The following is a 13,241-nucleotide window of genomic DNA, read 5'->3' as shown; positions in this document are numbered from 1 at the left end:
TGGGATATCGCCAAGCGGTAAGGCACCAGGTTTTGATCCTGGCATTCCCAGGTTCAAATCCTGGTATCCCAGCCAACTTCTTCTACCAAGGAAAGTTGTTTAAAGAATAGCTCTAGCTTAGAGTTTAAATTAGCAAATTAGTGATGCGGGAGTGGCGGAATTGGTAGACGCGCTGGATTTAGGTTCCAGTATCTTAGGATGTGAGAGTTCAAGTCTCTCCTTCCGCACCATGTTCTTAACTAGAACGAAAACTTGTACAAATTTATAGTTGGGATATCGCCAAGCGGTAAGGCACCAGGTTTTGATCCTGGCATTCCCAGGTTCAAATCCTGGTATCCCAGCCAATTTGTTTATACTTCCTACTTAAATTACTCTTCCTTTTTGTATTACTCATAAGTACTCATAAGTACTCATAACTACTCATTTTAAATCTATTTATTTTAAACTTCTGTATTTTTAATCTATCTATAAAATCTTATTTTAATAACTGTATTTTAGTGGCTATATTTTATTAGCAGCCCCTCTGCTACCGCACTTTTAATCAATAAATAAGCATAAAAAAAGACCCATAAATGAGCCTTTTCAATAGTTCGCAAATGTTATAGCAATTAGTATTAATTTAACTCGCCGCTAATAGCGTATTTTAAAACCCAGTTTTTTACCGGTCCGGTATTGTTAGCTATTTTTAAAAATTGGCTACGCGCCCATTTTAATGGTGCAATTTGATTAGAAAAGCCAAAGTAGCAGGCATCCATCATACTCATCATTAATAAATTTGCTTTGCGGCGCGATTTTTCATACTCATTTAATTTTAATGGGCAACCTATGTCATCAGCACTTAATAGCACCTGTGCAAGCGCTACAACGTCTTGAAAGCCTAAATTTACGCCCTGCCCGGCTAATGGGTTAATAGTATGTGCAGCGTCACCTACAAGCACTAGTCGCCCTTGCGAATATTTATTTGCGTGCTGGCGAGCCAGTGGAAACACCGCGTGCTTTAACACGGTAAAATCACCGGCAAGCTCAGGAAACTTTTTAACAATATGTGTTTTAAGTTGCAGCGGGTTTAAACCTTTAAAGCTTTGCAGTGTATTGGCATCGTCATACCAAATTAAATTAGCGTAAGGAGCCTGCATAGGTAAAAAGGCCAAAGGGCCGGTGGGAGTAAATTGCTGCCACGTTTTTACTTGTTGCGGCGCATCAAGTTTTATAAGTACGCCCATGCAGTGCTGCTGATACTGCCAACCGGTTATACCTATGTTGGCTTTAGCGCGTAATTGCGATTGCCCGCCGTCGGCTGCAATAACTAAATCAGCGGTATACGTTTGCTCACCATACACTAGCGTAATTGCATCTGAGGTTTGCTCAATACTCGTAATAGGCGCTGCTTGCTCAATAACTTCAATGTTGTATTGCTCAAATTGCTGCCATAAACTGGCTTGAATTAGGTTATTTTCAATTAAGTGGCCTAAATGCGTGGTGTTTATATCGGCGCAATCAAATAATAAATTATCACCACCGCGCTCAAACGCTTCTAATTGTTGATACGGCGCTAACCTACTTTGTTTTAAAAGTGGCATTGCGCCCAATTCGTCTAGCAGCTTTTCTGAAAAACGATTTATTGCCGATACGCGAATATCAACCTGATCACTGCTTAAAACTTGCTGCGGATTTATTAGTTTTTTTTCTATTATGCGCACTGCTTTGCCTTGCTGGGCAAGTTTAATTGCCATAGCAGCACCCACCATGCCAGCACCCACAACAATTACTTTATTTTTTGTCATGTTCTCATCTTTTTAATTTCTTAAAACTATTTTAATTGTATCGTAATTAGCTTGTTATGTGCCAAAGGATACGCTCAACTGTGGATAAAACTAAAGCTGCATTGATTTGAAATCACAAACATGAAAACTATACTTGGATTTACGTGTGTATCCAGCTAAAATACGCGTCCTTTAAGTGGGTATAGCGCAGTAATGCATTTCACTTAATCCTGTTTCTAGCACATTTTTGTGCCACTATCGAATTGAACACGAGGCAATATTTCAATGAGCAAAAAGCTGCATATTAAAACCTGGGGTTGTCAGATGAACGAATACGACTCTCAGAAAATGGCTGAACTTTTAGATGCCACCAATGGCTACCAGCTAACTGATGATGCAACAGATGCCGACGTAATTTTACTTAACACCTGTTCAATTCGTGAAAAAGCACAAGAAAAAGTGTTCCATCAGTTAGGTCGTTGGAAGTTGTTAAAAGACGACAAGCCAGACTTAATTATTGGCGTAGGTGGTTGTGTTGCCTCACAAGAAGGTGACTCTATTCGCCAGCGTGCGCCATTTGTAGACGTTATTTTTGGCCCACAAACGCTGCACCGTTTACCAGAAATGATTAAACAAGTGCAAGGCGATAAAGGCTCATCGGTTGTTGATATTTCATTCCCAGAGATTGAAAAATTTGACCGTTTACCAGAGCCAAAAGCCGATGGCCCATCTGCGTTTGTATCTATTATGGAAGGCTGCTCTAAGTACTGTACTTTTTGTGTTGTACCATACACTCGCGGCGAAGAAGTTAGCCGCCCAGTAGATGACGTACTATTAGAAATTGCCCAGCTTGCTGAGCAAAACGTACGTGAAGTAAACCTGCTTGGCCAAAACGTAAACGCGTACCGCGGCGACACACACGATGGCGAAATTTGTTATTTTTCGGATTTAATTCGTCTTATTGCTGCCATTGATGGTATTGACCGTATTCGTTACACCACATCGCATCCAGTAGAGTTTACCCAAGATATAGTTGACGTATACGCCGATGTACCAGAGCTTGTAGATCATTTACATCTACCAGTACAAAGTGGTTCAGACCGTATTTTAAACCTAATGAAACGCGGCCATACGGCAATTGAATATAAGTCGACAATTCGTAAGTTACGCAAAATTCGTCCTAACTTAAGCATGTCGTCAGATTTTATTATTGGTTTTCCGGGTGAAACCCAAGATGACTTTGAAGCAACCATGAAGCTAATTAGCGACGTTGGTTTTGATATGAGCTTTAGCTTTATTTACAGTGCACGCCCAGGTACACCAGCGGCCGACTTGCCAGATGACGTAACCGAGCAAGAGAAAAAAGAGCGTTTATACTTACTGCAAAATCGTATTACACAAATGGCGCAACAAATTAGCCGTCAAATGTTCGATACAGAGCAGCGTATACTCGTTGAAGGTCCTTCTAAAAAGAACCCAATGGAATTACGTGGCCGTACCGAAAACAACCGTGTAGTTAACTTTGTTGGCCCACATACAGTGATCGGTCAGTTTGTTGACGTACGTATTACCGAGGCACTACCTAATTCTTTACGTGGTGACTTAATTCGTACAGAATCAGAAATGAACTTACGCCGTGAAATCGCTCCTTCAGCTATTTTAACTAAAGCTGCAAGCCTTGAGCCTAAACCTGACACTATAAACGAAATTGGCGTTGCTACTTTCGTCCCTTAGTGGAAATTTTAGCGCCAGTTAACACTGGCGCCATGCTATAGGAAGTAATTTTGAGTAATCAGTTAAAAACATTAGAGATTTATTTAGAACCTGCCGATAACAAACGCCTTTCTTCTTTATGTGGCCCGTTTGACGAAAACATCAAACAAATTGAACGCCGACTCGGTGTTGAAATTATCCACCGCGATAACTTTTTTAAAGTCACAGGCAAAACTTACAGTAGCGCCAGCGCTGTAGAAATTTTAAAAAACCTTTATATTGATACTCAACCTGTGCGCGGCGAAATTGGCGAAATAGAACCCGACAACGTGCACTTAGCCATTACCGAATCAAACGCCCTTGAACAAGACGCCACAACCAGCACTTACACCAAAGAAATGGTGATTAAAACGCGCCGTGGTGTTATAAAGCCGCGTAACGAAAACCAAGGTATATACGTTTCTAATATTTTGCATCACGATATTACCTTTGGCATTGGCCCTGCTGGTACAGGCAAAACATACTTAGCTGTGGCAACTGCAGTTGATGCCCTAGAGCGCCAAGAAATTCGCCGTATATTGCTTACCCGCCCAGCGGTAGAAGCAGGTGAAAAGCTCGGTTTTTTACCGGGCGATTTAAGCCAAAAGGTCGACCCATACTTGCGCCCGCTTTACGATGCGCTATTTGAAATGCTTGGCTTTGAAAAAGTAGAAAAACTAATCGAAAAAAACGTTATTGAAATTGCCCCACTTGCTTATATGCGTGGGCGTACGCTTAATGATGCCTTTATTATTTTAGATGAAAGCCAAAATACCACCGCAGAGCAAATGAAAATGTTTTTAACCCGTATTGGGTTTAACTCAAAAGCGGTTATTACTGGCGACATAACGCAAGTAGATTTACCACGTGGTGTGCGCTCAGGCTTACGCCATGCAATGGAAGTACTCGATGGCGTAGACGAAATAAGCTTTAACCACTTTAAAGCCCAAGACATAGTTCGCCACCCTGTGGTTGCGCGTATTGTTGAAGCCTACGAGCGCAACGATGAAAGCGAGCGACTTATGCGCCTAAAAAAGCAAAAAGCCCGAGAGCAACTTGCCGCTCAACAACCGCCTGCTACTAAAGAGTAATACCGTGAACACTGAACTTGATTTACAAATAGCCTGTGAGTTTGACAACTTACCAAGCGAGGCACAATTTGCGCTTTGGGCCGACAAAGCCCTTAGCCAATACCGCGACGAATCTGAACTCACTATTGTAATTAGTGACGAAGCGCAGTCGCAACAACTCAACAACGACTACCGTGGTAAAAACAAGCCTACCAATGTACTGTCGTTTGAGTTTGAAGCACCACCGGGAATAGATATTCCTTTAGTAGGTGATTTAGTTATTTGCCCAGCTATTGTATTGGCTGAAGCAATTGAGCAAGAAAAGTCATTTCATGACCACTTTGCTCATATGGTTATTCATGGATGCTTGCATTTGCTTGGATTTGACCATATAAAGAGTGAAGATGCTTTTGAGATGGAAAGTATAGAAAAGCAATTACTTGCTGAGCTAAACATAGCAGACCCATATCGGGACGAAATTTAAATAAACGGAGTAATCAGATATAATGAGCGACGGTAACTCGCATTCTAGCCAGGGTTCTTCTGGAAAAAGCTGGCTGGGCCGAATAGCCCAAAAGTTTCAAGGGGAACCCCAGAACAGAGAAGAGCTGGTTGAAGTAATTGCCGATGCGCAAGAGCGGGATGTAATCGATCCAGAAACCAAAGAGATGATTGAAGGTGTGCTTGGCGTGTCTAAGCTTAAAGTGCGAGACATTATGGTGCCGCGCTCACAAATGATCACCCTTGAGATCGACAGCCCGCTTGAAGAGCTCATACCTATGATGGTTCACTCTACGCACTCACGCTTTCCGGTGGTGTGTGAGGACAAAGACCATGTAGAAGGGATTTTACTCGCTAAAGATTTATTACCCCTAATCTTAAACAAAGACGACTTACTGCCCTCACTGCGCGATTATTTACGCCCAGCAATGGTAGTACCCGAAAGTAAACGTGTCGATACCCTGCTTAACGAATTTCGTCAGCAACGCTACCATATGGCTATTGTTATTGATGAATACGGCGGTGTATCGGGCTTAGTCACTATTGAAGATATTCTTGAAATAATCGTGGGCGAAATAGAAGACGAACACGACGAAGAAGAAGAGCAACAAGATATTCGCCAACTTGCTAAGCATGTTTACGTAGTACAAGCGCTAACCCCTGTTGATGACTTTAACGAGCATTTTAAAACAGGTTACAGCACAGATGACGCCGATACTATTGGTGGCACTGTATTACATGCCTTTGGCCACATGCCAAGCCGTGGCGAAACCATTGATATAGAAGGTTACCAATTTAAAGTAACCAACTCTGACAATCGCCGCATCTTGCAACTGCAAGTCACCGTTCCTAAGGTTGATGATAACTACAGTGAAGATTCTGCTAACTAAGTTCACCTTATTAGCAAAAGATAAAAAAGCATGGCTCGCATTAATTGCGGGCCTTATTTTAACTTTTGCCTATGCCCCCTTTGAAATTTGGCCCATTGCGTTTTTTAGCCTTGCTGCCATCATTTTTTGTATTAATCCAAAAAACACCGGTAAAACACACGCAAAAACAGCCGCTAAATATGGCTTTATATTTGGTTTAGGTTGGTTTGGTGCTGGTATTAGCTGGGTACATGTATCTATAGCCACTTTTGGCGGTATGCCATTAATCGCTTCTTTAGCGCTTATGGCCTTATTGTGTTCATACTTAGCGTTATTTCCTGCACTTGCCTTTTGGGCAACAACTCGCTTTGCCAGCGGCCCTAAAAGTTATGGCGCATTATTAATTGTAAGTTTTGCCATAAGCGAATACTTACGCGCACACTTACTAACAGGCTTTCCATGGTTAAGTTTTGGTTATACGCAAACCGACAGCCCACTTAGACTGCTTGCCCCTTATATTGGCGAATTTGGTTTAACCTTAGTATGTATTGCCATTGGTTTTGCATTGTATCGCCTAAGCCAAAAAGATTTTAAAACATTGGCCATAACCAGCAGTGCTTTAGCACTACTTTTTGCCGGTGCATACACCACAGGTACAGCACAGTACTCTGGCAAAAGTATGTCGACATTACTTGTACAAGGTAATATAAAACAAAATCTGCGCTTTGATCCCAGCCAGTTTTGGACCACCATGAGTAAATACCAGGACCTAACCCGCACACACTGGGACGCCGACTTAATAGTATGGCCCGAAGCCGCAGTACCCGAAATAGAAGCGCTTGCCGACTCATACCTAGCAGGCTTAGACAGTGCCGCTTCATTTAATAAAACCGCGCTAATTACCGGTGTTGTTGACTACCAACTCGACACTAAAACTATTTTTAATACCCTTATAGTAGTGGGTAATAAAAATAAAGATGATGAACACGGCCACTACCGCTACCTAGATAAAAACCGCTATCAAAAACACCAATTACTCCCTATTGGCGAATTTGTACCATTTGAAGATTTACTGCGCCCTATTGCACCGTTGTTTGATTTACCTATGTCGTCGTTTACCCGTGGCGACAAAGTACAAAACAACCTACGTGCTAACGGCTTTAATATACTACCCGCTATATGCTACGAAATAGTATTTGCCGACCTAGTGCGTGGTAATTATCAGCACAGCTCAGATTTACTCTTTACCGTAAGTAACGATGCTTGGTTTGGCGACTCCATTGGCCCCCACCAGCATATGCAAATCGCTCGCATGCGCGCTCTAGAGCTACAGCGGCCACTAATACGTGTTACTAACAACGGCGTAAGCGGCGTATACGACCCAATAAGCCACACGCAACAAAGCATGCCACAGTTTGAAGCAACCACCATGAAAGCCGACGTTAAGTTAATACAAGGCGACAGCGTGTACAGCCAATACGGCAACATGTTTGTATGGGGATTTGTGTTGTTGCTGGGTGTTGGCGGGTTTGGGATTAGGTTTAAGAGATAAATGAAAAATTCTAAACTTAGAGAATTAGCAATAGATTAAGCCCAGCGCAGTCTTTGGGCTTAACAATTAACTTTTCTGGTTAATTATTGCTCTACATCGCTCAAGCTAAGCAATTGACGCCTATTGCGTAATGTGAGTATTTTAATTTCATGTTCAACTTTATAAATAATTCGATAGCTACCAAATATTAATTCACGATATCTTGAGCCTAATAATTCTGGCACTTCCCGACCTAGTTCAGGTTGAGTACCAAGTAAATCTGTTCGATCAAAAATATCATTAACCCATTTGTCAGCCGCCGATGGTTTATCAAAAGCAATAAATTTAGCCATAGTGACTAATTTTTCTAATGCTAAAGGCGACCAAACTACTTTCAATCTTTAATACTCTTTAAAACTTGCGCACGAGCATCTGAGTTTGAAATACCCAGCCCCATAGAGAGTTGATCTTCAGCTTTTTGTATTTCCTCTAATAACTCTATTTTTTCCTGCATAGATTCATATTCAGCAACATCTAAAACCACAGCAACGCCTTTACCCCTTTGAGTTATTACAATTGGCCTTCTGGTTTCATTAACTTGGCGTATAAATGATGCAGCTCCAGCTCTAAAATCTGAAAGCGGCTGAATATCTTGATCTAAATGAAGCCTACTCATGATCGTACCTTTAGTTGTACTTTATATGGTACAAACTATAGTTAAAATAAATGTTAAATACAATACTTTATACTTAAGCTCAATAACAATATCGAGCGAAGTATATAAATCCAATTATACTAACTCTAAGGTAAACAAGCTTATTAAGTATCAAAATGATGCTAAATAAGCTTATATGACACCTTCTTTAGCGACTTATGTTTTGTGAATGTTGTTAAAAACTAAAGCATGGATGTTCTGTGTAGCAAAGCATATCTAAACACTCTGAGATGAATAGAGTATTATTAATTCCCTTGTTCGGTTTCGCTCCGCTCTTGCGTAACTCCTCTATATAAAATACGTTATTTAATTTGTGGGCTTTGAAAAAAGGCTGCACTAGGCAGCCTTTAATTTAAATGATTTTTTAACCCGTCTTATTATTTGGCTGCTTAACTATTTAACTAACTATTTAACTAATCTATTTAACGGTAAGCGGTGCGTTATTAATCGCTGATAATGGCAGGTTTACATCGAATAATTGGCCACGAACTTGGGCAACCCCCATAGCCTTTAAGCGTGCGGTGTGCATAGTTAAATACGCATTAGCTGATGCTTCATCTTCAAATAAGTAAATACCACCAGCAAGTTGACCTTGTTGGTTTTCGGTCCAAATTTTCCAAATAATACCGGGTTCATGGTTAATTGATTCGGCTAAATCTTTTAATGCTGCTGACATTTGCTCCCCAAACGGGCCTGCAAAATCAAAATCTACCTGTAATAATTTTTTCACTATAAGCTCTCTTTTAACTAAAGCGCGGTATCACGCTTTTAATAATACTCTAATAAATTAGTTAGCTACCAAGCACACGCAAAGTAGCTAACAGGCTGCGTGACTTAGCAGCTTAATTTATTGCAATTAGCGACCAAATTCACTCGGTGGTGCTGGCACTACCAATGGTTTTTTCGGATTTGCTTTAAGCTCTTTTAATAACTCTTTTACAGCGCGTTCAATCGACGGATCTTGTCCGGCTTGAATAAGCTCTGGGCGATCAATCACTTCTATGTCTGGGCTTACGCCTTCATTTTCAATGATCCAGTTACCTTCGTTATCTAAAATTCTAAAAGTAGCGGCAATAACTGAGCCACCATCTACAAGCCCAGGGTTGCCCGAAATACCAATTAAACCGCCCCAGGTACGCGTACCAATTAATTTGCCTAAACCTGCTTGGCGAAAGTAATACGGTAGTGCGTCGCCGCCTGAACTAGAGTAGCCATTGATCAGCATAGCTTTAGGGCCATCGTGTGCAAACTGCGGGGTTTTAGTTGGCTCTACACCACGGCGTTTCCAGTAGTTAAGCGGTTTACGCGCTAACCAAGTGATCATATGTTCAGGTATAAAACCGCCGCCATTGTAACGATCGTCTATGATCATCGCTTCTTTATTAGTTTGCGGTAAAAAGTTTTTAAATAACGAACGGTTACCTTCGTAATGGGTGTTAGGTAAATGCACGTAGCCAATACGCCCATCTGAAAGCTTATTAACATACTCAGCGCGCGATTGTGCCCACTGTAAGTAACGCAATCCAGTTTCGCTGGCAATAGGCGTTACCATTACTTTCCAGCTGTTTTTTAGGCTTGGTGATTTACTGAGTAGTAATTCAACCGATTTACCTTGGGTGTTTTCTAGTAGTTCGTAAAAGTTGACTACGCTTTTTACTGAGCGGCCATTTACTGCAATTACGTAATCGCCTACATTGGCGTTAATGCCGGTTTCGTTTAGCGGTGAGCGAAAGTTTTCGTGCCAGTTTTCGCCTTTAAAAATAGTCTCTATTTTTACAAAGCCTGATTTATGCGCGCTAATTTCTGCGCCCAATAAGCCATGCTGTAAACGAGGAGATGTTGGCATATCGCCCGAGTTAACATAAATATGCCCTGAGTTTATTTCGCCTGCTATTTCACTTAATACATAATCTAGGTCGGCTCGATGTGCAATAGCGTCTGCCATAGGTTGGTAACGCGCTAAAATAGCATTCCAATCTTGGCCATGATGGTTTTCGTCATAAAACCAGTCGCGCAGAGTGCGCCAGCCTTCACGATACATTTGTGCCCATTCGGTTTGCGGGTCAATTTTTAATACCATATCTTGCAAGTTAAGTTGCGTAGCTTTTAAGTCTTGTTTAGCTTCTGGCTTTATTACGCTAATGTTTTTTCCTGCACGAGCAATAATATGCTCAGCATTAGCCGACACTTTATAATTACTCACTCCTGCTGCTATTGTGGCAACTTCACCATCAACGGCATTAGGCACTAACTTAAGCTCTCCTGCCGATAGTGTTAATACGCCGTCTTTTACGCCGCTTAGTGCGCCGTAATTTCCTGCAGGTACATTTAGCGCCACAACGCGGCTCATAAAGCCGTTACTTTCTATATAGTTGCTGGGTGCTTTAGCTGATTTTTTATCGTCTTTATCTGCTTTTGAATCAACAATGCTTATTTCGTCACTCAGCGGTGTATTAAGTGGCTTGATTTTACTATTTACTGCAACCGAATACAGTCGGGTTGCATTGTTAAACATGTAGTCAAACTCGTAGCTACTAAAAGTTAAATTAAAGTCGCGCTCTGATGTGAAATACAATTGCTGCCCGTCGGGAGAAAACGCTGGGTTTGTCTCACTGCTCATGTCATCAGTTAAGCGAGTAACGCGTTTGTCTTTTAAATTGTAATGCCATAATGAGGCGTAGCGATTTTCGTTATTTTTAACAAACACTATATCCTCGCTATTAGGCGACCAAATATAGCTAGTTAAACCATCTTCATTATATTTTGCGGTATCAATTTTACGCTGCTTACCGGTTTTAATATCGAGCCACCACAGGGTGTGATTCTGATCGCTAAACAATAACTTTTTATTATCTGGTGACCAAACTGGCTCAAAACGCCAAATACTGCCATTACTGGTCAGTTGCTTAACTTGGTTATTGTTAGCTCTGTCTTTTAGGTAAATTTCGTACTCGCCTGTTTCATCACTCATGTAAGCAATATAGCGTCCATTGGGCGACCATGTAGCCGATATTTCACGCCCTTTTGGCGTATGGCTTAAGTTTCGGGTTGGGCCATTTTTAACCGGCACAGAAAACAGTTCGCCGCGTGCTGTAAATAGTACTCTTTTTCCATCGTGCGATACGTCCATTGAATCAATAAAGTCACTAACATTTTTACTGTAGGCCATTGTATGTTCACGGTTACCTTGAACATTTATGCTCAGCTTTTCAGATTGCTGCGTGGCGTCATCAAAGCGATACAAATAACCACCATTTTCATACACTATGGCGTTGGGCCCAGCCGAGGGCCAAAGCACATCAAAGTCGCTGTGGTTAGTTACTTTTATCGGATTTTTGCCATCTTGATGTTTGTATAAATTTAGCGTGTATTCTCTGTCCGACACGTAGTAAATGTTATTGTTAACCCAAGTAGGCTGTTGGTCGGTTGCTCTGTTGGTTGTTAATTGCTTTGATTTGTTATTTTCTAAATCGTAAACCCATACATCTTGTGCGCGCCCGCCACGGGTGCGTTTCCAAGTACGAAATTCGCGATCAATGGGTGTATACACATACTGTTTGCCATCGGGCGATAACATGCCACCGCCAGTTTCTGGTATGGCTAATGGTTGCTCTAGGCCACCCGCAGCAGGCACTATATAAGGTCGGCCAACACGCTGACCATAAGGGGTACGGTTAGCTCTAAACACAATATGCTTACCGTCTGGGGTCCAATCAAGTACACGATAATCAAAACCTCCGCGCGGCGGCATTACACCTACGTCGTTATAATAAGTCAGTTGTTTTAAGTCGGAGCCATCGCGGTTCATTACATACACTTGGCGGCTGCCATTATATTGGGCAGAAAAAGCGATTTGGCTGCCATCTGGCGAAAATTTAGGAAAAGTTTCAAAACCAATATGATCAGTTAAGCGCGTGCTTTTACCTGTTTTAGTGTTTGCTATATAAATATCGCCCGCATAAACAAAGGTTACTGATTCTTTATGAATATCGGGAAAGCGTAATAAGCGGGTATCTTGTGTTTGATAAGCCGCAACCATCGGCGATATTGCCGGTGCAACCGCTACTGCTATTGCTGTTAATAAAGTGCGTAGTTTCAAGGTTATCGTCCTTACAATGTTATTTCATTTCATAATAACAATAAAAAGACAGTTTGCAGCTTTGTGCGACAAATTACTGTAACAAGGTGTAAATACAGTCATTGTAAAAGCTTAATAATTGGTAATATATTTCACTCACATTTTAATATTTTAAACACCTACTCTAGCTAAAAGCAGTACTTTAAGCCCATAAAAAAAATAAAAGTTAATACTGCCTTGATTTATTCAGCTTTTGTTAATACTATCTTGCCCAATAAAATCCATTACTTTCATGGCATTACCTAACGATCTGTAATTTGGTTTTATTTAATCATAAATACACATAAAAGGAATATAATGTGAACAAAATAGCTTCAATCTTTATCGCTGTTACCCTACTTTTAACTACCGGCTGTACGGCCATTATGACTGCAGAACAAGCAGCTCCTACGTTAAATAAGCCCCAAGTTGATGAAATACAAATTGCAGTGGTAGATCATCGCCCATATGTTGTAAATGGTGACAAACTCTCTGGTTTTGAAGGATTAAGTCGCTCTGGCTTTGGTATACCTTATACACAAAACATCATTACTGGCGAAACTATGCCACAACACTTAGGTAAACGCCTTGCTGCTGGTTTTATTCGCTCTGGTATTAACGCTAAGCTAATAGCTACCACACCACAGGTCGATATTAATGACATTAAAGCAGATAGCGATACTGCGACTATTATAATCGTACTTAACGAATGGAAGTATGATCACCACGCTTTTACTGATAACTCATGGTATAACTTTGATCTAATAATTAAGGATCGCACTGGTGCTACGCTTATAAATAAAAACTTTACTGGCGAGCAAGACATTCCAAGTATGCATACCAACGACTTACAAATGCTTTATAAAGAGCGCTTTGAATTAGCGTTTGCAGATCCTGAGGTTAAAGCGTTACTGTAATTTTAA

Annotated in this window: 11 protein-coding genes and 3 tRNA genes; 9 read left to right on the top strand and 5 right to left on the bottom strand. The window is 41.1% G+C overall.

Translation table 11 applies throughout. The features are described 5' to 3' along the window. The 3 genes from H5079_RS00270 (at window position 1) to H5079_RS00260 (ending at window position 344) form a co-directional block, all read left to right on the top strand. Window positions 1-75: transfer RNA gene (locus tag H5079_RS00270), tRNA-Gln, on the top strand. 70 nt (window positions 76-145) lie between these two features. Next, window positions 146-230: transfer RNA gene (locus H5079_RS00265), tRNA-Leu, on the top strand. Window positions 231-269: 39 nt separating this feature from the next. Then, a tRNA-Gln gene (locus H5079_RS00260) sits at window positions 270-344 on the top strand. 270 nt (window positions 345-614) lie between these two features. Here H5079_RS00260 and H5079_RS00255 read toward each other — a convergent pair. Then, entirely contained in the window at window positions 615-1,784 is a 1,170-nt protein-coding gene (locus tag H5079_RS00255) for an FAD-dependent monooxygenase (RefSeq protein ID WP_011327736.1), read from the bottom strand. Window positions 1,785-2,048: 264 nt separating this feature from the next. On the opposite strand from H5079_RS00255, the gene miaB reads away from it, so the two are divergent. The 5 genes from miaB to lnt are packed head-to-tail and all read left to right on the top strand — an operon-like array spanning window position 2,049 to window position 7,507. Beyond that, window positions 2,049-3,497: a tRNA (N6-isopentenyl adenosine(37)-C2)-methylthiotransferase MiaB gene (gene miaB, locus H5079_RS00250; RefSeq protein WP_086994706.1), complete on the top strand. Its 1,449-nt coding sequence runs from the start codon at window positions 2,049-2,051 to the stop codon at window positions 3,495-3,497. Between the two features lie 50 nt (window positions 3,498-3,547). Then, complete coding sequence (locus H5079_RS00245) at window positions 3,548-4,606, top strand: PhoH family protein (RefSeq protein ID WP_182683213.1); 1,059 nt, start codon at window positions 3,548-3,550, stop codon at window positions 4,604-4,606. Between the two features lie 4 nt (window positions 4,607-4,610). Then, window positions 4,611-5,069, top strand: coding sequence for an rRNA maturation RNase YbeY (gene ybeY, locus H5079_RS00240; protein ID WP_011327733.1), 459 nt, complete (start codon window positions 4,611-4,613; stop codon window positions 5,067-5,069). 22 nt (window positions 5,070-5,091) lie between these two features. After that, complete coding sequence (gene corC, locus H5079_RS00235) at window positions 5,092-5,976, top strand: CNNM family magnesium/cobalt transport protein CorC (protein ID WP_011327732.1); 885 nt, start codon at window positions 5,092-5,094, stop codon at window positions 5,974-5,976. Continuing rightward, window positions 5,957-7,507: an apolipoprotein N-acyltransferase gene (lnt, locus tag H5079_RS00230; RefSeq protein ID WP_172459234.1), complete on the top strand. Its 1,551-nt coding sequence runs from the start codon at window positions 5,957-5,959 to the stop codon at window positions 7,505-7,507. Before corC ends, lnt begins: the two co-directional genes overlap by 20 nt. 83 nt (window positions 7,508-7,590) lie before the next feature. Here the strand turns inward: lnt and H5079_RS00225 are convergent, their stop codons facing one another. From H5079_RS00225 to H5079_RS00210, 4 genes are all read right to left on the bottom strand, one after another. Beyond that, the gene (locus tag H5079_RS00225) at window positions 7,591-7,884 is read right to left on the bottom strand and encodes a type II toxin-antitoxin system RelE/ParE family toxin (protein WP_086994712.1); all 294 of its coding nucleotides are present in this window, start codon (window positions 7,882-7,884) and stop codon (window positions 7,591-7,593) included. Beyond that, window positions 7,881-8,162: a type II toxin-antitoxin system Phd/YefM family antitoxin gene (locus tag H5079_RS00220; RefSeq protein ID WP_011327729.1), complete on the bottom strand. Its 282-nt coding sequence runs from the start codon at window positions 8,160-8,162 to the stop codon at window positions 7,881-7,883. The genes H5079_RS00225 and H5079_RS00220 overlap by 4 nt, the downstream gene beginning before the upstream one ends. Window positions 8,163-8,619: 457 nt before the next feature. Then, window positions 8,620-8,931 carry a monooxygenase gene (locus H5079_RS00215; protein ID WP_011327728.1) on the bottom strand — a complete coding sequence of 104 codons (312 nt, stop codon included), beginning with the start codon at window positions 8,929-8,931 and terminating at the stop codon, window positions 8,620-8,622. A gap of 126 nt (window positions 8,932-9,057) precedes the next feature. After that, on the bottom strand, window positions 9,058-12,240 hold the full coding sequence (locus tag H5079_RS00210) for a PDZ domain-containing protein (protein ID WP_404936201.1): 3,183 nt from the start codon (window positions 12,238-12,240) through the stop codon (window positions 9,058-9,060). A 398-nt stretch (window positions 12,241-12,638) separates the two neighbouring features. Here H5079_RS00210 and H5079_RS00205 point away from each other — a divergent pair, with 398 nt between their 5' ends. Next, complete coding sequence (locus H5079_RS00205; RefSeq protein WP_011327726.1) at window positions 12,639-13,235, top strand: hypothetical protein; 597 nt, start codon at window positions 12,639-12,641, stop codon at window positions 13,233-13,235. The last annotated feature ends 6 nt before the right edge of the window (window positions 13,236-13,241 follow it).

Source organism: Pseudoalteromonas sp. SG44-5 (genome assembly GCF_014164175.1).
Taxonomy (GTDB): Bacteria; Pseudomonadota; Gammaproteobacteria; order Enterobacterales; family Alteromonadaceae; genus Pseudoalteromonas; species Pseudoalteromonas nigrifaciens.
This window is presented reverse-complemented; position numbering and strand designations above follow the sequence as displayed.

Coding starts and splice junctions, on each gene's coding strand:
- H5079_RS00255 (WP_011327736.1), bottom strand. CDS start 1,784: ATGACAAAAAATAAAGTAATTGTTGTGGGTGCTGGCATGGTGGGTGCT.
- miaB (WP_086994706.1), top strand. CDS start 2,049: ATGAGCAAAAAGCTGCATATTAAAACCTGGGGTTGTCAGATGAACGAA.
- corC (WP_011327732.1), top strand. CDS start 5,092: ATGAGCGACGGTAACTCGCATTCTAGCCAGGGTTCTTCTGGAAAAAGC.
- H5079_RS00220 (WP_011327729.1), bottom strand. CDS start 8,162: ATGAGTAGGCTTCATTTAGATCAAGATATTCAGCCGCTTTCAGATTTT.
- H5079_RS00210 (WP_404936201.1), bottom strand. CDS start 12,240: ATGGTTGCGGCTTATCAAACACAAGATACCCGCTTATTACGCTTTCCC.